Source organism: uncultured Microbacterium sp. (assembly GCF_963521645.1).
Lineage (GTDB): Bacteria > Actinomycetota > Actinomycetes > Actinomycetales > Microbacteriaceae > Microbacterium.
Genome location: NZ_CAUQVQ010000002.1, coordinates 83,539 through 103,987, shown reverse-complemented (window position 1 = coordinate 103,987; position 20,449 = coordinate 83,539). Strand labels below are relative to the sequence as shown.

The 20,449-nt window shown below is 68.8% G+C and carries 18 protein-coding genes and 1 pseudogene; 8 read left to right on the top strand and 11 right to left on the bottom strand.

Annotation, left to right across the window (positions count from 1 at the left end; all coding sequences use genetic code 11):
* The 5 genes and pseudogenes from RWO82_RS01535 to ligD form a co-directional block, all read left to right on the top strand.
* Positions 1-621: pseudogene (locus tag RWO82_RS01535) on the top strand (ABC transporter permease); the annotation flags it as partial.
* A gap of 116 nt (positions 622-737) precedes the next feature.
* Positions 738-3,899 (top strand): lamin tail domain-containing protein, encoded by a 3,162-nt coding sequence (locus RWO82_RS01530; RefSeq protein WP_314422382.1) that lies wholly within the window; start codon positions 738-740, stop codon positions 3,897-3,899.
* 136 nt (positions 3,900-4,035) lie between these two features.
* Entirely contained in the window at positions 4,036-6,480 is a 2,445-nt protein-coding gene (locus tag RWO82_RS01525) for a UvrD-helicase domain-containing protein (RefSeq protein WP_314422379.1), read from the top strand.
* 26 nt (positions 6,481-6,506) lie between these two features.
* A complete protein-coding gene (locus tag RWO82_RS01520) occupies positions 6,507-7,646 on the top strand; it encodes an SseB family protein (protein WP_314422378.1) in 1,140 nt (379 codons plus the stop codon).
* Between the two features lie 50 nt (positions 7,647-7,696).
* The gene (ligD, locus tag RWO82_RS01515) at positions 7,697-8,767 is read left to right on the top strand and encodes a non-homologous end-joining DNA ligase (RefSeq protein ID WP_314422375.1); all 1,071 of its coding nucleotides are present in this window, start codon (positions 7,697-7,699) and stop codon (positions 8,765-8,767) included.
* A gap of 3 nt (positions 8,768-8,770) precedes the next feature.
* On the opposite strand, the gene RWO82_RS01510 is transcribed toward ligD, so the two are convergent.
* Positions 8,771-9,814, bottom strand: a complete 1,044-nt coding sequence (locus tag RWO82_RS01510) for an ATP-dependent DNA ligase (protein WP_314422373.1) — start codon at positions 9,812-9,814, stop codon at positions 8,771-8,773.
* 48 nt (positions 9,815-9,862) lie between these two features.
* Complete coding sequence (locus RWO82_RS01505; RefSeq protein ID WP_314422371.1) at positions 9,863-11,314, bottom strand: NAD(P)/FAD-dependent oxidoreductase; 1,452 nt, start codon at positions 11,312-11,314, stop codon at positions 9,863-9,865.
* Positions 11,315-11,355: 41 nt separating this feature from the next.
* On the opposite strand from RWO82_RS01505, the gene RWO82_RS01500 reads away from it, so the two are divergent.
* Positions 11,356-11,841 (top strand): hypothetical protein, encoded by a 486-nt coding sequence (locus tag RWO82_RS01500; protein WP_314422370.1) that lies wholly within the window; start codon positions 11,356-11,358, stop codon positions 11,839-11,841.
* Positions 11,842-11,883: 42 nt separating this feature from the next.
* Here RWO82_RS01500 and RWO82_RS01495 read toward each other — a convergent pair whose 3' ends face one another.
* On the bottom strand, positions 11,884-12,825 hold the full coding sequence (locus RWO82_RS01495) for an SDR family oxidoreductase (protein ID WP_314422368.1): 942 nt from the start codon (positions 12,823-12,825) through the stop codon (positions 11,884-11,886).
* Between the two features lie 130 nt (positions 12,826-12,955).
* Between RWO82_RS01495 and RWO82_RS01490 the strand changes: the two genes are divergently transcribed.
* A complete protein-coding gene (locus RWO82_RS01490; RefSeq protein WP_314422390.1) occupies positions 12,956-13,855 on the top strand; it encodes a helix-turn-helix transcriptional regulator in 900 nt (299 codons plus the stop codon).
* A 34-nt stretch (positions 13,856-13,889) separates the two neighbouring features.
* Here RWO82_RS01490 and RWO82_RS01485 read toward each other — a convergent pair whose 3' ends face one another.
* From RWO82_RS01485 to RWO82_RS01450, 8 genes are all read right to left on the bottom strand, one after another.
* Positions 13,890-15,125 carry an acyl-CoA dehydrogenase family protein gene (locus RWO82_RS01485; RefSeq protein WP_314422367.1) on the bottom strand — a complete coding sequence of 412 codons (1,236 nt, stop codon included), beginning with the start codon at positions 15,123-15,125 and terminating at the stop codon, positions 13,890-13,892.
* Between the two features lie 80 nt (positions 15,126-15,205).
* Positions 15,206-15,868, bottom strand: coding sequence for a TetR family transcriptional regulator (locus tag RWO82_RS01480; RefSeq protein ID WP_314422365.1), 663 nt, complete (start codon positions 15,866-15,868; stop codon positions 15,206-15,208).
* 61 nt (positions 15,869-15,929) lie between these two features.
* On the bottom strand, positions 15,930-16,190 hold the full coding sequence (locus RWO82_RS01475) for a hypothetical protein (protein WP_314422362.1): 261 nt from the start codon (positions 16,188-16,190) through the stop codon (positions 15,930-15,932).
* Positions 16,187-16,630, bottom strand: coding sequence for a hypothetical protein (locus RWO82_RS01470; protein ID WP_314422359.1), 444 nt, complete (start codon positions 16,628-16,630; stop codon positions 16,187-16,189). Before RWO82_RS01470 ends, RWO82_RS01475 begins: the two co-directional genes overlap by 4 nt.
* Positions 16,627-16,911: a hypothetical protein gene (locus RWO82_RS01465; protein WP_314422358.1), complete on the bottom strand. Its 285-nt coding sequence runs from the start codon at positions 16,909-16,911 to the stop codon at positions 16,627-16,629. The genes RWO82_RS01470 and RWO82_RS01465 overlap by 4 nt, the downstream gene beginning before the upstream one ends.
* Complete coding sequence (locus RWO82_RS01460) at positions 16,908-18,371, bottom strand: TNT domain-containing protein (protein WP_314422356.1); 1,464 nt, start codon at positions 18,369-18,371, stop codon at positions 16,908-16,910. The genes RWO82_RS01465 and RWO82_RS01460 overlap by 4 nt, the downstream gene beginning before the upstream one ends.
* Entirely contained in the window at positions 18,368-18,697 is a 330-nt protein-coding gene (locus RWO82_RS01455) for a type VII secretion target (protein WP_314422355.1), read from the bottom strand. Before RWO82_RS01455 ends, RWO82_RS01460 begins: the two co-directional genes overlap by 4 nt.
* Positions 18,697-19,110, bottom strand: coding sequence for a YbaB/EbfC family nucleoid-associated protein (locus tag RWO82_RS01450; RefSeq protein ID WP_314422352.1), 414 nt, complete (start codon positions 19,108-19,110; stop codon positions 18,697-18,699). The genes RWO82_RS01455 and RWO82_RS01450 overlap by 1 nt, the downstream gene beginning before the upstream one ends.
* Before the next feature lie 162 nt (positions 19,111-19,272).
* Between RWO82_RS01450 and sucC the strand changes: the two genes are divergently transcribed.
* Positions 19,273-20,439, top strand: a complete 1,167-nt coding sequence (sucC, locus tag RWO82_RS01445) for an ADP-forming succinate--CoA ligase subunit beta (RefSeq protein WP_314422350.1) — start codon at positions 19,273-19,275, stop codon at positions 20,437-20,439.
* The last annotated feature ends 10 nt before the right edge of the window (positions 20,440-20,449 follow it).

Sequence of the window (20,449 nt, the reverse complement as noted above, 5' to 3'; positions counted from 1 at the left end):
AACCCGCTCGTGCTGCTCGTGTCGCTGCTCGTGCTCGTGACCGAGATCGTCATCGTCGCGGCGATCGGCGTGGGGCTCAGCGGCCTGATCGCCAGGCCCCTGTTCTCGGTGGCGACCACATACCTCGTGGTCGCGGCGCTCACGATCGGCACCCTCATCGTCTTCTCACTCGGAGGCATGGCGATCCGCACCGAGACGACGCAGCACAGCCGGCCGTACGACGATACGGGCATCGTCGACTGCGAATCATGGGAGTCGTACACGACCGAGGTCCCGCGCTTCGACCTCGTCTGGTGGGTGCTCGCGGCGAACCCGTTCGTGGTGCTCGCCGACGCGACACCGACGGAGTTCACCCCGGAGGGCTACCCCGTCGACATGTTCGGCCAGATCAAGCTCGGGGTGCGCAGCGCGCAGCAGGCGCCGACCGACCAGCGCTGGGACGAGTGCACGTCGTCGCCCTACGACTACACGACTCCGCGGGAGATCATCGACAGCACGGTGCCGAGCTGGTTCGTGGGCCTGGGGGTGCAGATCGTGCTCGCCGGCGCCCTGTTCGCGGGTGCCTGGTCACGCACCCGCACCCCGGCCACGCGGTTGCCCCCGGGGACGCGCATCGCCTGAGGTGCGGGTGGTGAACGGCAATCCGCCGTTCACCACCCGTGCACCGTGGCGACGTCGGGCGGTCACCCCCACTCGGTGGTGTGGGGTGATACCCGTCTGCCTTCCTCAGGAGCCCCATGTCCCGCCTGCACTCCGCGGCTGCGGTCACGACGGTCTGCGCCCTCAGCGCTGCCGCTCTGCTCGCCGTTCCGCTCGCCGCCACCGGAGCCGAATCCGGCGTCCGCATCAACGAGGTCGAATCGAGCGGGGGAGTGCCCGGCGACTGGATCGAGTTCGTCAACCCGTCCGGTGCGGCGGTCGATCTGAGCGGCTACATCGTCAAGGACGACGGAGAGGATGAGTCGTACACCTTCCCGGAAGGGTCGGTCGTCGAACCGGGCGGCTACCTCGTGCTCGAGGAGACGAGCGACTTCGCCTTCGGTCTCGGCAAGGACGATCAGGTGCGTCTGTTCGCCCCGGGTGCCGTGCTCGTGGACGAGACGTCGTGGTCCGCCCACGCTGCGGTCACCTGGGGATCGCGCGAGGTCGAGGGCACCGTGGAATGGGCCGAGACCTCGGAGCCGACGAAGGGAGCGGCCAACGTGTTCGCCGCCGACACCCCGGCCGGCGGGTCGATCGCGATCAACGAGATCGACTCGCAGCCGGCGGACTGGGTCGAGTTCGTCAACGCGGGCGATGCCTCCCTCGACATCTCGGGGTACGAGATCCGCGACAACTCCGACGACCATCGCTGGCAGTTCCTGCCGGGCACCGAGATCGCCGCAGGCGAGTTCCTCGTCGTCGAGGAGGGCTCGACTGGTCTCGTCGACGGCGTGCAGGCCGCGTTCCGCGATGCGATCGGCATCGGCAGCGCCGACCGCATCCGTCTCTTCGATGCAGCAGGCGCGATGATCGACGACACTCTCGCGTGGAACGGCCACGCCGCGATCAACGGTGACGCCATCGCAGCGACTCTTGCACGGTGCCCCGACGGTGAGGGCGCCTTCGTCCTCGCGTACTCGACCCCGGGGCAGACCAACTCCTGTGTGATGCCCGACGTCGTGATCAACGAGATCGAGTCCAACGGCGACGTGACGGACTGGGTCGAGGTCGTCAACACGGGCAGCACCCCGGTCGACGTCTCCGGCTGGAGCGTCATGGACGGGGACCCCGTCGGACACGTGGCCGAGACGACGCCTCTGCCCGCCGGCACGGTGCTCGCGCCCGGAGCGTATCGCGTCTTCGATCAGCCGAGCGACTTCGTGTTCGGACTCGGCAACGGCGACACCGTCACGCTGCGCGACGCGAACCTCGGCGTCGTCGACGAGCACGTGTACACGGCGCATGCCGCGGGCGTCCTCGCCCGCTGCGCGGACGGCAGCGGCGAGTTCGTCGACATCGCGGTCTCGACCAAGGGCCTGCGCAACGCGTGCGGGAATCCCGTGCGGATCAACGAGGTCGAGTCCGACGGCGGTGCGCCCGGTGACTGGATCGAACTCGTCAACCCGACCTCGTCGGAACTCGACGTCTCGGGCGTCGTCGTGAAGGACGACGACGACTCGCACGCCTACGACGTCCCGGCGGGGACGACGATCGCGGCAGGGGCATACCTGGTCATCGAGGAGGCAGAGCTCGGCTTCGGCCTCGGCGGAGGCGACTCTGTGCGGGTGTTCGACGGCGACCTGCTCGTCGACTCGACCACCTGGGGCGCACAGCACGCGGCGACCACGTGGGGCCGCTGCCCCGACGTCACGGGCGCGTTCGCCGCGACCGCGGAGGGCACGAAGGGCGCCGCGAACGTCTGCGCCGGCGAGATCGCGGTCTCCGCCTGGCCCGGTTCGGCCGACGTCCACGTGATCGACACGGTCCCGACGTTCCTCGAGGACAGCTCCGGGCTCGACGTGCAGGAGACCTCCGACGGAGCGTTCCTCTGGGCCGTCGACAACGGCGAGGGACGCATCTGGAAGCTCGCGGCCCGTGCCGACGGATCGTTCACGCAGATCGACGGCTGGGAATCGGGAAAGCGCGTGCGCTTCTCGAAGGACGCCGCAGACCCGGGTGCCGCCGGCCCCGACACCGAGGGGATCACGGTCGACGGCGAGGGGCGCGTCTACGTCGCCTCGGAGCGGGACAACAGTGCGAAGGGCGTCAACCAGAACACGATCCTCATGGTCGACCCCGAGGCGTCGATCGGCGACCTCATCGCCCAGCAGGAATGGAACCTCACCGCGCTGCTGCCCGCCGTCGGCGCGAATCTCGGCATGGAGGCCGTGCAGTGGGTGCCCGACACCGCCCTCGACGGCGAGCTCTTCGACACCAACACGGGCGCGGCCTACGATCCGACCGACTACGCGGGGCACGGCGACGGGCTCTTCTTCGTCGCCGTCGAGGACAACGGCCACATGTACGCCTTCGCGCTCGCCGCAGACGGCGGCGCCACGCTCGTCTCGGAGATCGCACCGGGGCTTCCCGGAGTGATGGCGCTCGACTACGACAGCGTGCTCGACGTGCTGTGGGCGGTCTGCGACGACGGATGCCACGGGCAGTCAGCGCAGATCACGCTGAACGGCACGGAGAAGCCCGGGCTCGCGCACTTCGCGCGTCCCGCGTCGATGCCCGACATCAACAACGAGGGCTTCGCCACCGGGCCCGCATCGCTCGCGGTCGACGGACACCGCCCGGTGTGGTGGTTCGCCGACGGCTTCGCGTCCGAGGCTCTGCGCGCGGGCACTCTTCCCGCCGAGCCGGCGGAGAACCCCGGTGGGGAGCAGCCTGGTGGGGAGCAGCCTGGTGGGGAGAACCCTGGTGGGGAGAACCCCGGTGAGGAGCAGCCCGGTGAGGAGCAGCCCGGTGGGGAGCAGCCTGGTGAGGAGACTCCCGGTGAGGTGGTGACGCCGCTTCCCGGCGACGCGCTGACGGATGAGAACCGCAACGGCGTCACCGTGAACCCGTCCGTCGCAGGTCGCGGCGACCGGGTGACGGTCAGCACGGGAATCGCACACGCAGGCGAGCGTCTCGCGGTCTGGATGTATTCCGAGCCTGTCGCTCTCGGTGCGCGCACGGCATCGGACACGGGCGCGGTGACCGTCACGATCCCCGCGGATGCTCAGTTCGGCGCGCACCGCATCGCCGCGTACGCCGCGGACGGCTCGCTCGTCGGCTGGGCCGACATCACGATCGCGGAGCAGCAGGGGCTTGCGGTCACCGGAGGCGAGGCGCCGGTCGTGGCCGTCGTCGCCGCGATGATGATGCTGGTCGCAGGTGCTCTCATCGTCCGCCGGAGGCGGCGCGCCCTCTGATCGATCATTCATGCAGAGGGGAGCGCACGGCGGATCGTGTGCTCCCCTTCCTGCATGCGCTCGGACTCGCGGTCCCTGCTCGGGCTCCGCAGGCTCACGCCGCGATGTCGGCGCCTCAGCCTAGACTCGTAGTGCCATGACAGAAGCCCCCCTCATCGTGCCCGGAACCGTCGGACCCCGCTCCACCGGGAACCAGGGTCAGGACGATCTCCTCGCCGGTCTCAACCCGCAGCAGCTCGAAGCGGTCACCTACCGCGGCCCCGCGCTGCTCATCGTCGCGGGGGCGGGCTCGGGCAAGACGAGCGTGCTCACGCGGCGCATCGCCTCGCTGCTGCGCGCACGGGAGGCGTGGCCCAGCCAGATCCTCGCCATCACCTTCACCAACAAGGCCGCAGGCGAGATGCGCGAGCGCGTCGAGGCGATCATCGGCGACGCGGCTCGAGGCATGTGGATCTCGACGTTCCACTCGGCGTGCGTGCGCATCCTGCGTCGCGAGGCAGAGCAGTTCGGATTCACCAAGTCGTTCACGATCTACGACTCGGGCGACTCGCGGGCGCTGATCAAGAGACTCGTCAAGGAGCACGAGGCCGATGCCTACGGCCTGACGCCGGGAGCCGTGCAGTCGCGCATCTCCAAGCTCAAGAACGAGCTGTCGGATGCCGAGGGGTATGCCCGCCAGGCCAACATGTCCGATCCGGCGGAGCGCATCTTCGTCGAGCTGTTCGCCGACTACCAGCGCCAGCTGCAGAAGGCCAACGCATTCGACTTCGACGACCTGATCGGCCAGACCGTCTACCTGTTCCGCGCGTTCCCGCAGGTCGCCGACACCTACCGGCGACGCTTCCGCCACATCCTCGTCGACGAGTACCAGGACACCAACCACGCGCAGTACGCGCTCATCCACGAGCTGACGAGGCCCGTGTCCGGAGACGCCCCCGATCCGTACGCCTCCAACGGCATGATGATCTTCGAACCCGAGTCGACTCCGGAGCTCGAGGGGGCATCGCTCACGGTCGTCGGCGATTCCGACCAGTCGATCTACGCGTTCCGCGGGGCCGACATCCGCAACATCAGCGAGTTCGAGCGCGACTTCCCGGGTGCGAGAGTGGTACTCCTCGAACAGAACTACCGTTCGACGCAGAACATCCTGTCCGCGGCGAACGCCGTGATCGGCAACAACTTCGACCGCAAAGACAAGAAGCTGTGGAGCGACAAGGGCGACGGCGACAAGATCGTCGGCTTCACGGGGTACTCGCAGCACGACGAGGCGCAGTTCGTCGCGGATGAGGTCGAGTCGCTGCGTCGTTCCGGCATCCCCTACTCCGAGATGGCCGTGTTCTACCGCACGAACTCGCAGTCGCGAGCGCTCGAGGAGATCTTCATCAGATCGGCCGTGCCCTACAAGATCATGGGCGGCACGAAGTTCTACGAACGCGCCGAGATCAAGGACGCGCTGGCCTACCTGGTCGCGGTCGCCAATCCGGCCGACGAGATGGCGGTTCGTCGCATCCTCAACAAGCCCCGTCGAGGCATCGGAGATGTCAGCGAGACGGCGATCGCGAGATTCGCGGAGGAGCACGGCATCACGTTCCGTCAGGCGCTGTCGGTGCCAGACCAGCTCGGTTTCGGTCCCAAGATCCAGAGCGCGATCGCGCAACTCGACGCGGTGCTCGCCGAGGCGACTCAGATCATGCTCCCGGAGTCCGGCGAGGTGCCGGCGCCCACGACCGTCGCCGACGGGCTCAGTGTGCTGCTGTCGAAGAGCGGGTATCTCGACGCTCTGCGCGCGAGTCGCGATCCGCAGGACGAGGCGCGGGTGGAGAACCTCGACGAGTTCATCGCCGTGGCCAGGGACTTCGCGCGCAACAACCCCGAGGGCACGATCGTCGACTTCCTCACCGAGGTGGCGCTCGTCTCCGACGCCGACGACCTCGACGACGAGTCGGGCTCGGTGTCACTCATGACGATGCACACGGCGAAGGGGCTCGAGTACGACGCCGTCTTCGTCACGGGTGTCGAAGAGGATCTGATCCCGCACCGGATCTCGGCCGGGGAGCCGGGAGGCCCGCAGGAGGAACGCCGACTGTTCTATGTCGGCATCACCCGCGCCCGCAAACGACTGCACCTCTCACTCGCCATGACCAGGGCGCAGTTCGGCGAGGTGTCGGTCGCCATGCCGAGCCGCTTCCTGCAGGAGATCCCCGCCGGCCTCATCGACTGGCGGCAGTCGCCCGGCGATGTGAACTCGCGCGGAGGCATGCAGTCGCGAGCCCTCAACGCCCGCCGTCCCGGCGGCTCGGGATCCGGCGATCGATTCGCCGCGAAGCCGCTGCCCGGCAGGGACTCTCTGAAGCCGCTCTCGACCGCGATGGACAAGTTCCCCAACCGTGTCACAGCCAAGATGCGGGACAACGGCGACCTCGAGTTGGCCGCCGGCGACCGCATCCGCCACTCGGACTTCGGCGAGGGGCGCGTCGATGCGGTCACAGGAGAGGGAGCGAAGCGCATCGCGCACGTGCGTTTCGATTCGGCAGGGCAGAAGAAGCTGCTGATCAAGGTCGCGCCCATCGAGAAGATCTGAAGCTCACCCGGGTTAGGCTGATCGATATGGCCCTGTTCTCCCGCCGCAAGAAGTCCGCTGACGACGCCGTCACCGATCCGGCCGAGACCGCGGATGTCGATTCGCTCGACGAATCCGCGAACGACGGCGCGAGCGAATCCGCGAACGATCATGCGCCGACAGAGGAGGCGCCGAGCATCGGCATCTCCGTTCAGGCGTTCCGCGGGGTCGGCGCGCAAGCGGGGCCCGAAGTCTCGCTGAGCGAGTCCGAGCCCGCTGCGGCGAGCCCGACGACGCCCGCAGCTCCCGCCGCCGCCCCGACCGGCGCGCCGGTGCCGCCCGTCGAGCGACGACTTCCCCTCGCATCGCCGACGCCGCCGGAGCAGACCGAGACCGTCGCCGGGATGAAGGACAACGTCCTGCTGCGCGAAGCGCTGACCGAGATCGAGAAGGGCGCGACCAACGAACAGCTCCTCGGTGTGCTCCGCCAGGCGCTGCAGGGGCACCTGTACATCCGTGTGAACGGCGATGCTCGTGCCCAGATCAGCGAGGGGAAGCCGCTCTCCGTGGCCGTCGTGCGTGATGGGGAGCGTCAGTTCATGCTGGGATTCAGCTCGGCGGGCGCGGTGCGCGACTCCGTGCAGCTCGAGAAGGATCCGACCGCGACGTCGGCCGTCGCTCAGCCGGTCACCTCGGTCTTCCAGCAGGTGGTGTCCGGCGACTTCGCGGGTCTCATCGTCGACAACGCGTCGGCGCCGCATCGCGTGGTGTTCCCGACCGAGCTTCTGCAGAAGACTCTCGAGCAGGCCGACGTCGACATGACGGTCAAGTCGCTCATCGCGGCACCCCGGCAGCAGGACTCGGCAGTCAAGGTCGGAGAGGCCCTCGCGAGCACCCGCATGTGGGTCGCGGTCAACGACGGCGCCGGAACCGGCCAGGTCGGCATCGCCGAGGCGCAGACGCCCGACGGCAAGCGTTTCCTGCAGCTGTTCTCCCACCCTCTCGAGGTCATCGCCCTCGGTCGGGGCGATCGACCGCTGCCTTTCGAGCCGCTGCAACTCGCGAAGCTCCTGTCGTCGCACACCGACATGGCCGGTGTCATCATCGACCCCGCGGGTCCGACGATGATCGTCGAGCGGGACGCGCTCAGCGCGGTGCTGATCCTCGCGATCGATCTCGACGACTGACCTGTCGCCCCGGGGTTCCGTCGTTCCGGCGAGGCCCCTAAGGTCGGAGCATGGCATCCGAGCGCGTCACCCTGACCGTCGTCGATCCCGACGCTGAGCGCGAGGTCGTGCTCTCGAGTCCCGACAAGGTCGTGTGGCCCGACGTCGGCATCACCAAACGCGAGCTCGCGGACTACTTCCAAGCGGTGAGCGGCCCTTTCCTCGAGGCGAACGGACACCGTCCGGTGTCGCTCGAGAGGTTCCGTGACGGTGTCGGCTCGTCATCGACCGAGAAGCCCGAGGGATTCTTCTCGAAGAACCCGCCCAAGGGCACGCCCGATTACGTCGACGCGGTGACGGTGACCTACAACAGCGGACGCCGGCATCCGCAGATCGTCCTGAATCGACCCAGCGCGATCGTCTGGGCTGCCCAGATGAACACGATCGTGTTCCACCCCTGGGCCTCGCTGGCCTCGCAGCCCGACAACCCGGTCGAGTTGCGCATCGATCTCGATCCTCAACCCGGAACAGGCTTCGACGATGCCGTGCCCGCGGCGAGGGAGCTGCGCGAAGTGCTGAGGGAAGTCGGTCTGACCGCGTTCATCAAGACCAGCGGCAACCGCGGCCTGCACGTGTTCGCACCCATCGAGCCCGAGCATGAGTTCCTCGACGTCAGGCATGCGGTGATCGCCGCAGGACGCGAGCTCGAGCGGCGGATGCCCGAGCAGGTCACGATGAACTGGTGGAAGGAGGAGCGAGGCGAACGGGTGTTCATCGACTTCAATCAGGCCAACCGGGATCGCACCATGGCGGGCGCCTACAGCCCGCGGGCGCTCCCCGCAGCGACGGTCTCGACTCCGGTGCACTGGGACGAGCTCGACGGCCTCGACCCGGCGCGCTTCACGGTGCGCAGCATCCCGAAGCGGCTGGAAGACGTCGGCGACCCCTGGGCGGGCATGCAGAGCGCGCCGGGCAGGATCGACGCACTGCTCGCGTGGTGGGAGCGCGACACGCAGAACGGCCTCGGCGAACTGCCGTTCCCCCCTGAGTTCCCGAAGATGCCGGGGGAGCCTCCGCGAGTGCAGCCGAGCAAGAAGGTGGCGGCGAACTGGGACGAGAACGGCGATCCGGTCGAGGAATGACCGTCAGCCGATGACGTCGGCGAGATCGTATCCCGCCACGGTGTCGAGCTGGTCGTACGTGCAGGAGCGCGCATCGCGGTCGGGTCGCCACCGCTCGAACTGCACGGTGTGGCGGAAGCGTGCGCCCTCGAGCTGGTCGTAGCGGACCTCGAGCACGAGTTCGGGCCGCAGCCGTACGAACGACACGTCCTTCGATCCGCTGAATCGCGAGCGCTCGCCGGCGCCTGTGACGACTCCGCCCTCGTCGTCGCGTTCCACGAGAGGGGCGAGCTCGTCCACGAGCTCCGCGCGCCTCTTGTCGCTCCACGCGGCCACGCCGCCGACCTGTCGCAAGGTTCCGTCCGCGTCGTACAGGCCGACCAGCAGTGAGCCGACGCCGGAGCCCGACTTGTGGACCCGGTATCCGAGCGCGACCACATCCGCTGTACGGGCGTGCTTCACCTTGATGAGCGCGCGCTTTCCCGGTGCGTAGGGTTCTCCGAGCGCCTTCGCGACGATGCCGTCGAGTCCTGCGCCCTCGAACTCCTCCAGCCAGCGCACGGCGGCGTCGCGGTCGGTGGTCGTGCGAGTGATGTGGAAAGGGTGCTCGACGTCGCTCATGAGCGCTTCGAGCCGTTCGCGCCGCTCTCGGAACGGAATGCCCAACAGGTCGTCGTCGCCCAGAGCGAGCAGATCGAATGCCACGAACATCGCGGGCGTCTCGACGGCGAGCTTCGCCACCCGCGACTGCGCGGGGTGTATGCGCTGGCTCAGCGCCTCCCAATCGAGTCTGAGCGAGCCCTCGGTCCCGGTCGCGACCACGATCTCCCCGTCGAGCAGGCAGGGTCCCGGGAGCTGCTGCCGCATCGCCTCGACGAGCTCGGGGAAGTAGCGTGTCAGCGGCTTGGCCCCCCGCGACCCGATCTCGGCGCTCTCGCCGTCCCACGCGATGAGCCCTCGGAATCCGTCCCACTTGGGCTCGAAGAGCAGTCCGCCGGGCGTCTTGCCGGGGTCCGGGACGGATGCCGCCGCTTTCGCCAGCATGGGAGCGGGGATGTCGTAGCGCATGGGTCCATCCTGCCCGTGGCGCGCTCGCTGCAGAAGGGGCGCGGGGAGTCAGCCGAACAGATCGTCGAGCGTCGCGCGGTGTCCCGCGTCCTTCAGGGCGGTGCGGGCGGCGTGCCATCCGGCCATGCCGTTCACTCCGGGGCCCGGCGGGGTGGAGGCCGAGGCGAGGTAGACGCCGCGCATCGGCGTGCGCCACGGAGCGGTGCTCAGCACAGGGCGGCGGATCGCCTGGGGGATCGTGAACGCGCCGCCCAGGATGTCGCCGCCGATCTCCGACGGGTTGATCGCCTCGCGAGACGACGCGGGCACCGAGTGGTGCGCGAGGATGAGGTCGCGGAATCCGGGTGCGAAGCGCTCGACCTGGCGCGTGATGACTTCGGTGGCATCGAAGTCGGAGCCGTGCGGCACATGGATGTACGCCCACAGCACTGCTTTGCCCTCGGGAGCGCGCGTGGGATCGAAGATCGAGGGCTGCACCGTGAGCGCGTACGGCCGATCGTTGATCCGACCGCGGGCGACGTCGTTCTCGCTCGCCCAGACCTCCGCTCTCGTGCCTCCGATGTGCACCGTGGGTGCGAGCCCGACCTCCGGATTACTCCAGGGGATCGGGCCGTCGAGAGCGAAGTCGACCTTCGCGGCGCCCGGGCCGTAGCGGAAGTTCCTGATCGCTCTCGCGTAGCGCGCCGGGATGTCCGGGTGGGTGAGCATCAGCTTCGGCGAGGTGTCGAGGAGCAGCACGTCGCCGCGATCGGGGTCCCCCCAGTCGAGGGCGGCGAGATCGACGATGTGCCGGCCCGATTCGACCGCGCCGCCGTGCGCCTCGAGGTCGGCGACGAGGCTGTCCGCGATGCTCTGCGCGCCGCCGCGCGGGTACATCCAGCCGTCGGCGTGACCTTCGGCGGCGAGCAGCAGTCCGGCTGCCGCGCCCGCCAGGGTGGGCAGGGGAGTCGGAGGGTGCGCGAGCACTCCTGCGATGAGCGCCGCGGCCTCGTCGGTGCGGAAGGTGCGCGTCGCCAGGGGAGTGCCCTGATCGAGCATCCGCAGAGCGAAGCGCAGGGCGGTCAGCGGGTTCCGCGGCACGCGCAGCATCTGGTTCCCGGTGAAGTCGACGACGCCCTCCACGTGGGTGCTGAGGGGGCGCAGCAGGGCGAGCCACGCCCGTTCGTCGACGCCGAGACCGGCGGCGGTGCGTTCGATGTCGCGCCACGCGATCCCCGCGCGTCCGTCGTCGAGCGGGTGCGCATAGGAGATGTCGGGGTGAATCCACTCGACCCGATCGGCGAGGCCGAACGCCTGGAAGAACGGGGATGTGAGGGCGGAGGGCAGCACGGCTGCGCAGACGTCGTGCACGAACCCGGGAAGCGTGGATGCGGTCGTGCGCAGGCCGCCGCCGATCGTGTCCGCGGCCTCGAGGACCTGCACCTCGTATCCGCCGCGAGCGAGCGCGACCGCGGCTGAGAGACCGTTCGGACCGGACCCGATGATCGTCGCGCGTGCCATGCGGCCAGTCTTCCATGTCCGGACGTGAGATCCTTGAAGAGATGAATGAAGTTCAGGGCCCGACCCCCACAGGCACCTCCCGTCCGTACCGCACGCTCGCTGAGGCGCTTCGCGCGCACCGCATCGCCGTCGAGAACCACGAGTTCATCGCGGCGATCACGGATGCCGTGGGCATCTCCTCCTACATCGACCGCGGCCGCTACATCGAGGCGATCCGCCGCGGCGAGGGCGCCGCCCTGCACATCGGCAAGACCTACACCAACGGGTTCGCAGAGGACGAGGTCGTCGTGGTCGGTTCGACACCGCTGCGCCTGCGCCCGAGTGAAGGGCGTGCGCCGTATTTCTACGTGACCCACCCGAGCGAGTTCCGTCCCCTGGCGCCGGTGAAGACCAAGCGCTCGACGACCCCGCGCGTCGCGGCGGCGCCGAAGGCCGAGCGCACACCCAAGTTCGTCGAGCGGGACTACGGCGTCTGCGACGTCTGCTTCATGGTGAAGACGCCCGCCGGGGGCTGCGGCTGCGACTGATCGCCTCCGTCGTCGGGGCGGTGGCGCATGGCATCGCGCCGGTCAGACGGCGACCCCGACGCCGGTGAGCTCTTCGGAGATCCGCCAGATGCGACTCGCCGCGGCCTCATCCCGGAGACGTGAGTAGAGCCGCTGCGGCCCGGGGCCTCCGCTGAGGTGGCCGAGTCCCGAAGGCCCGTAGAATCCTCCGCCCACGGCATCGGGCGAGGTTGCCGCGTACAGGGCGGGGAGCCCCGCCGTCTCGGCGGTGCCGGCGAGTATCCCTCGGCGCGACAGCGCTTCGATCACCCTCCGGCTCGGCGTGGCGGCGGAGCGTCCGAGCTCGGGCTGTGCCGCCAGGAGATTGGTGGGGGCGATGCCCGGATGCGACAGGACGCTCGTGATTCCCCATCCCTCCGCCCGGCTCCGCCGCTCGAGCTCGAGCCCGAAGAGGCCGTACGCGATCTTCGACTGGCTGTACGCACGCATCCCGTCGTACGCACGCTCCCACTGCAGATCGTCCCAGTTGATCGAGCCGCTGTTGGCCGCGATGCTGATCTGCGACACGACTCTCGCCCTCCCGTCGATGAGAAGCGGCAGCAGACCGCCGACGAGTGCGAAGTGTCCCAGGTGGTTCGCGCCGAACTGCAGTTCGAACCCGTCGGCGGTGGTGCGACGCTCCGGCGGGGTCATGACCCCGGCGTTGCCGATCAGGATGCTGACGGGCGTGCCCTCCTCGCGCAGAGACTCCGAGAGAGCCGAGACGGACTCCAGCGATGCGAGGTCGACGTCCCGCAGAGACACACGCGCATCCGGCGTCTCGCGCCGGATGCGGTCGATCACCGCGGCCCCCTTCTCGCGGCTGCGCACCGGGAGAACGAGCTCGGCGCCCGCCGCCGCGAGTCTGGCGGCGATCCCGACGCCGATGCCGTCGCTCGCGCCGGTGATCACCGCCCGCTCGCCGTGCAGTGATCGAATCGTCAGTCCAGTGTTTCTCCGAGGCATGGTCGCTCCTGTTCGTCGGTGTGTCGATGGTCTCCCGCCCGGCCCGCCGCATCCAGGGATCGTCGATCCGATGATCAGGACGCCGCCAGGTGCTACAACGGAGAGACGACGCGACGGGGAGACCACCATGATCATCGACAGGAGCGGACTCGCCGCGTTCCTCCGTGGGCGGCGTGACGCGCTGCAGCCGGAGGACGTCGGGCTCCCGCGCGGGCCTCGTCGCCGCACGACGGGTCTGCGGAGGGAGGAGGCGGCCGCGCTGTGCCACATGTCGACCGACTACTACGCGCGACTCGAGCAGGAGCGCGGTCCTCAGCCCTCGGAGCAGATGGTCGCCGCGATCGCGCAGGGACTGCATCTCTCGCTGGCCGAGCGGGATCACCTGTTCGCACTCGCAGGGCACACTCCGCCGGCGCGCGGAGCCGAGAGCGACCACGTGAGTCCGGGGATGCTGCGGATCTTCGACCGGCTGCAGGACACCCCCGCCGAGATCGTGACGGAACTCGGTGAGACTCTGCGTCAGAACGTGCTCGGCGTGGCGCTGGTGGGCGAGCTCACCCGGTTCACGGGCCCGGAGCGCAGCATCGGATACCGCTGGTTCACGGATCCGGCGTCTCGCCTCATGTACGACGAGGCCGATCGCCCCTATCTCTCACGGCTCTGGGTCTCGGGGCTGCGCGGAATCGCAGGGCTCCGCGGACCGGGGTCGCGCGCGGCCCGATTCGCCGATCTTCTCCTCGGCCGCAGCGAGGAGTTCCGGAGCCTCTGGGAGAGGCACGAGGTCGGCCTGATGCCTCCGCACACGAAGAGGTTCGTGCACCCCGAGCTCGGTCGCCTGGAGCTCGCCTGCCAGACGCTCGTCGACCCGGAGCAGTCGCATTCGCTCCTGGTGTACACGGCGGCGCCGGCGAGCGAGAGCCAGGAGAAGCTGCGTCTGCTCTCGGTGATCGGCGCGCAGCGGTTCGCGGCCACGCCCGTGCCCTCTGAGGAGTCGGGTGCTCTCGCGGCCGAGGAGCGCGCCGACAGGTGAGTCCGGAGTGCGCCACCGGGTGACGACTCTTCGCTCAGGTGAAGGCGCTCATCCCCGTGATGTCGCGCCCGAGCAGCAGCGCCTGCACGCTCTCCGTTCCCTCGTACGTGTGGATCGCCTCGATGTCGGCCATGTGCTGCATCACACCGTTCTCGAGCAGGATCCCGTTGCCGCCGAGCAGGTCGCGCGCGACGGAGGCGACACGTCGCGCCGCCCGGGTGTTGTGGAACTTCGCCAGCGACGCCTGCGTGGGCCGCAGTTCGCCTGCGCTCTCGAGATCCGCCAGCCGCCGACAGTACAGCTGCATCGCGGTGAGGTCTTCGAGCATGTGCGTGAGACGCTCCTGCACCATCTGGAACTTCGCCAGCGGCTTGCCGAACTGGACGCGCTGCGTCGCGTAGGCCAGGGCGGCTTCGTAGCAGGCGGTGGCGTGACCGAGCGCCGACCAGGCGACTCCCGATCGGGTCGCGTACAGCACCACGGATGCGTCCTTGAACGACTTCGTCCCCGGCAGCACGGCGTCCAGCGGCACCCGCACGTCATCCAGCACGATGTGCGCCTGGTGGATGGCGCGCAACGATGCCTTGCCTCGGATCGGTGTGCCGGTGTACCCGGGGGTGCTCTGCTCGACCAGGAAGCAGCGCACGGCACCGTGCTCTTCCGCGGTGTCGTCGTCGACGCGCGCCCACACGAACGTGATTCCGCCCGATGCGCCGTTGCCGATCCACTTCTTGGTGCCGCGGATGACCCACTCGTCACCGTCGCGACGCGCCACGGTCTCGAGCGAGACCGAGTCCGAACCGTGGTCGGGCTCGGTGAGTGCGAAGGATCCGAAGACGGAGCTGTCGGCGAGGCCGGTGAGCCACCTGTCCTGCTGCGCGGGTGAGCCGAACAGTGCCAGCGTGCGCAGCGCGAGTCCGCCCTGCACGGCGAGCACGGTGCCGAGCGAACCGTCGCCGCGCGAGATCTCCATGTTCACGAGCCCGGCGGCGAGGGGGGACAGCCGGGTGAGCGAAGGATGCTCGATGCCGTCGACCACGAGATCCATCTCGCCCATGCGGCGGGCCGCGTCGAGCGGATACTCCGCGCGGTCCCACGCATCCGCCATCTGCGGCGCGACCTCATCGATGTACGCCTTCGCGCGGTCCCACGCAGATCTGTCGGCGGCGGGGATGTCGGCGAAGACCGCGTAATAGTCGCTGTCCTGCCGTCCCGTGATGTCGTACGACGAGACGCGCTCGCCGGGGAAGGGAGAAGCTGCAGTGCTCATGGAGACTCCTTTGTGGCACTAGGTATCGTACTACCCGATACTGAGTTCCACGAGTCGCCGAGGATCCGGCCGATCGAATGTCAGGTGATCTGCGAGCGCAGTCGTCTGGTGACCTCGGCGATCGGCATCGAGCGAGGGAACACGGCGACGACGATGTCGTCCGGAGCATCCGCCGCGGCCTCGGAGGGCACGCCGTAGCGTCGCCGCACCTCGGCCAGGGCGGTCTGCAGCGTGCTGAGCGGCACCTTCTTCGAGCCCCGCAGCAGCTGCCTGAGGACGTGGTTGTGCACGGCGGTCACGGCGGCGGAGAACCCTACGGCGTCGAGCGGGTCGATGCCCGGCAGCGAGCTGCGCAGATAGTCGTCGAAGAGGCGCTCGTATCGGAACACGGTGATGATCTCGCGCTCGCGCAGCACCGGGACCTGCCGGACGATCTGGTAGCGGCGGCGGGCGAGTTCAGGGTCGTGCGCGAAATGGCTGAAGACCGATTCGGATGCCGCGCACACCGCACCCCACGGATCCTCGTGCCCCTCGGCCAGGAAAGTGCGCAGCTGCTCCAGAAGCACTTCGTGATCGGCGAACACGACGTCTTCCTTGCCGCCGAACTGACGGAAGAAGGTCGAGCGCGAGACTCCGGCGGCCTTGGCGATCTGCTCGACGGAGGTCTGATCGAAGCCCTGCGACGCGAAGAGCTCGAGCGCAGCGGCCACGACGCCGGTGCGCAGTTCTGCGGATTCGTGCATGGGATGAGCCTAGACCCGTCGATGGCGTCGACTGCCGTCGGCGTCGCCGCGGATCGGTGCCTCAGCCCGTCGAACGGATGCCGCTGATGCGGTTCCAGATCTCCACTCGGTGAGCGAAGTCGGCGAGCGCCTCGGGCTCCTCGTCGAAGGTGCGGAGCGAGCCCTCGATCGGCTGTGCGCGCTCGTCTTGGATCCAGCTCTGGAATCCGTTCCTTCCGAACGCGAGGACCACGACGTTCGGCTTGCCGCGGGGGTCCTCGAACAGGGCGTAGCCCTCACGGCCGCGTGCGCGCAGATCGGCGATCAGGGTGTCACGGTTCATGCCGGACCTCCAGGGACGGCCAGTTCTCGGATGAGTCCGAGTCGCAGGTAGAACGACAGCGGCAGAGGCAGCACGAGCTGCGTGGCGCCGCCGGGATCGCCGAAAGCCGGAGCCACGATGCCACGGTAGATGGGCTCATCCCAGCGGTAGTAGCCGATGTCCACGAGATCCTCGAGGTCGCGGCGAAGAGCGGCGTCGTCGGATCGCTCGTATGCGGCGCGAACGTGGACGCAATCGCCGATGACGGCGAACTGATGGTAGGCGGACGGGTTCTCGACCCACGGAAGAGACCGTTCGGCGTATGAGGCGGGCTGCCCGTTCTCGACGAGGTACACGTACCGGGTGTTCACGGGTCCGTACATGTCCCACACTTCGGCGCCTGCCGGCACGGGCTCGCGAGTGAGAGCGCGCCCGTCAGGGCCGATCCACAGCTCGGTCATGCGGAGTCTCCGATCCGTCGCACTGCCTGAGAGTTCCCCGCCCTGTACCGACGCGCGATCTTCAGGAAGAGATCCAGCGCCTCCGCCTCCGAGCTGAAGTGGAGCGGGTCGTGGAACGTGTCTCCGCGCTCGTCGGTCTCCCACACGATCCAGCCGTCGCCGTCGCGGTCTATCCACGCCGCGGACTGGCGGCGACCGGTGCGGCCGAACCAGTTCGCGGTCGCCGTGAGCTGCTCGTCTCGGATGATGCGCTGCGCGTCGTCGGCGGTCAGGTCGGTCATGGGATCTCCTTGAGCAGGCCCAGCGCGATCAGCTGCGCGGCGGTGAGCGGAAGCTGCACCTGCACGCCGCCTCCGGTCGAGCCGAACCCGCGCGCGATATCTCCCTGGTACCCCTGCGAGCCGAGGTATTCAGGCCTGAGCCCGCCGGCGAGGAGCTCGTCCTTGACGTGCTGAGGGGCGCTGTCGTACGCGCCCCGCAGGTCGGACATGTCGCCGATCACTTCATAGCGGTGGTAATGCGCGGGGTTCTCCACATAGGGGAGGGACCGTTGGTCGTAGGTGTACGGCCCATCCTCCGGAATGGGCGAGGTGTACCGGCCCTCGGGAGGACCGTATCGGTCGAGCACGTCTCCGGGTTGCGGTGTGTGGGGAGTCTTGATCGGATCGCCGTTCGTGTCGAGGACGTACCCGCCGTGGGGGACCTGGTCCCAGTCGATGTTCCCGTCGGGCTGCAGGACCTCCGGCCCCTTCGGGATCTGGACGTCGGGCGGGAGCGTGCCGTCGTTCGCGAAGTCGTCGGCGTACTCCGGATAGTTGGTCTCGAGGTACGTCCGGAGCTGCTCGTCGGTGAGCGTGCTCTGGTCGCGCACGCTCGGGCCGGGCGACGAGGGCCCGTCGGGTGCGGTACCGCCCGGAGTCGTGCCGTCCGGGCCATGCGGGGTGCCCGGGGTGTGCGGTGATCCGGGGCTCGACGGTGCGTTCCCGCCGGGACCGCGCGAGAAGAGGTCCCCGAGGCGCTGGAAGAGCGCCTTGAGCTCGTCGAGGTGCTTGGCGAGGGCCGTGACCGCGTCGACGAGCTTGAGCACCGTGCCGGAGATCCGGGCGGTCATCGCCGAGACGCGGCTGGTCGCCTGGGCGATGACATACGGGGTGGCGGTGCCGAGCGAGATGACGAGCGTGCTCGCGTACGAGATCAGTGAGCCCACAAGCTGCGAGAGCGTGTCGCGAACGAGCTCGTGGACGACCTGCACGAGCATGGACGCCGCTTCCATGCCCGTCTTCATCCCGCCCGCCCATGAGGCGGCGGCCGAGATGTGGGCTGCGACGTCGGACTGGAGTCGGAGGTACGCCTCGATCGCCTCACCGGACATCGAGCTGACGTCGGCGAGGCGCGCATCGAGCGTCTGGCCGGCCTGCTGCAGATGCTGAGCGATGTTTCCCCAGGTCGCGGCGAATCCGGCGACCTCGCCGGCGTCGCCGGTCAGGTCGTTGAGCCAGCCCTTGAGCGGCTCGAGATGGTCCATGAGCCAGCCGAGCCCCGCCGCGATCAGCGATCCGAGCGGATCCATCGCCGTCGCGACGGTGTTCGCCAGGGCGGAGAACGAGGCGAGGCCACCGGACACCCAATCGCCGCTCTCGATGGCGTTGACGAGCTCGTAGCCGTCTTCGAGAAGCCCTGCTCCGCTGAACGGCGTCGTGGGGTCGATCGGTCCGGCGACCAGCGGGTTCGGCGGCGTCACCGGGTGCCGCCCTCGACAGATGCCATCAGGCCGTTGATCGTGTCGAGCTGCCGCTGTTCGCCCTCGTCGAAGTCATCCGCGAGGCCCCTGAGCTGCTCTTCGGACTGCTCGAGCATGGTCGCCGCGGCGGAGATCGCGCCGGTGGCGATCGACGAGACGAGCTGTGCGGGCGGGACGAGGAACGCGCACATGACTCCGAACGCTCCGCCGCCGACATTCATCGATCCGGCGGCGTTCTCGGCGAGCCGCACGTCGGACGCGACCTGCCCGACGCGCTGCGCGTGCATGCGGACCGTCTCGGTGTCGACGGCGATGAGCTCCGCCATCAGCGGTACTCGATCCGGGGCTGGCCGTCCTGACTCGGGTCGGGGAGCTGAGCGATCTCTTCTCGCAGGTGCTCGACGGCTGCGTCGTCTGCGCCGAACGCCTCGGCGGCGATCTCGACGGCCTTCGCACCTGCCGCGCGCTGCGCCTCTCCGGCGAGGGCGACGATCAGGGCGCCCAGGGCGGAGGGGGAGCGGTCGAACGCCGCATCTGTGAGTACGACGTCGGCGAGTCGACCGGAGGAGTCGACCGTGACTGCGACATCGCGGCCGGGCGACGTCGCTCGCTCACGCACGGCGGCGATGTCGTCGCGCACCTGCTCGGCCCTCGCCGCGCGGCGCTCCGCGTCCTTCACCTGCTGCTCGATGCGGGCCCGGGTGGCGACCGGATCCGACCAGTCGAACGTGTCCGTCATCTGTCTCCCCCTGATTCGGCGCACGAGAATGCTACCGGACGGTGTCGGGTCGCCGCCCGGCTCTCCGAACGTGGGCTGTCAGACGGCGGTAGTAGGCTGGGGGATTGATCGATGTCTCGACATCGAGAGAATTCCAGGCCGCAGCCCAGTGAAGGAAGCACAGTGGATCTGTACGAGTACCAGGCACGAGACGTTTTCGAGAAGTACGGAGTGCCGGTCCTCGCCGGCATCGTCGCCGACACCCCCGAGGAGGTGAAGGCAGCCGCCGAGAAGATCGGCGGCGTGGTCGTCGTCAAGGCCCAGGTCAAGACCGGTGGTCGTGGCAAGGCGGGTGGCGTCAAGGTCGCGAAGACCCCCGACGAGGCGTACGAGGCCGCGAAGGCGATCCTCGGTCTCGACATCAAGGGTCACGTCGTCAAGCGCGTCATGGTCGCGCAGGGTGCGCGCATCGCCGAGGAGTTCTACTTCTCCGTGCTGCTCGACCGTGCCAACCGCTCGTACCTGAGCCTCTGCTCGGTCGAGGGCGGCATGGAGATCGAGGAGCTCGCGGTCGAGCGCCCCGAGGCTCTCGCACGCGTCGAGGTCAACCCTCTGACGGGTATCGACAAGCAGAAGGCCGTCGAGATCGCTCGCGCCGCGAACTTCCCCGAAGACCTCGTCGAGAAGGTCTCCGACGTGTTCGTCAAGCTCTTCGACGTCTACAAGGGCGAGGACGCGACTCTGGTCGAGGTGAACCCGCTGGTCCGCACCGAAGAGGGCGACATCATCGCTCTCGACGGCAAGGTCACGCTCGACGACAACGCCTCCGAGATCCGTCACCCCGAGCACGAGGCGCTCGAAGACAAGGACGCCGCCGACCCGCTCGAGGCCAAGGCCAAGCAGAGCGGTCTGAACTACGTGAAGCTCGACGGCGAGGTCGGCATCATCGGCAACGGCGCAGGACTCGTCATGTCGACGCTCGATGTCGTCGCGTACGCCGGTGAGAACCACAACGGCGTCAAGCCCGCGAACTTCCTCGACATCGGCGGCGGCGCCTCGGCCGAGGTCATGGCAGCAGGTCTCGACGTGATCCTCGGCGACCCGCAGGTCAAGAGCGTCTTCGTCAACGTCTTCGGCGGCATCACCGCATGCGACGCCGTCGCGAACGGCATCAAGGGCGCTCTCGAGACCCTCGGCAGCGCAGCCTCCAAGCCGCTGGTCGTGCGCCTCGACGGCAACCGCGTCGACGAGGGTCGCGCGATCCTCGCCGAGTACGCACACCCGCTCGTCACACTCGCCAGCACCATGGACGAGGGCGCCGACAAGGCCGCCGAACTCGCCAACGCCTGATCGCAGAGAG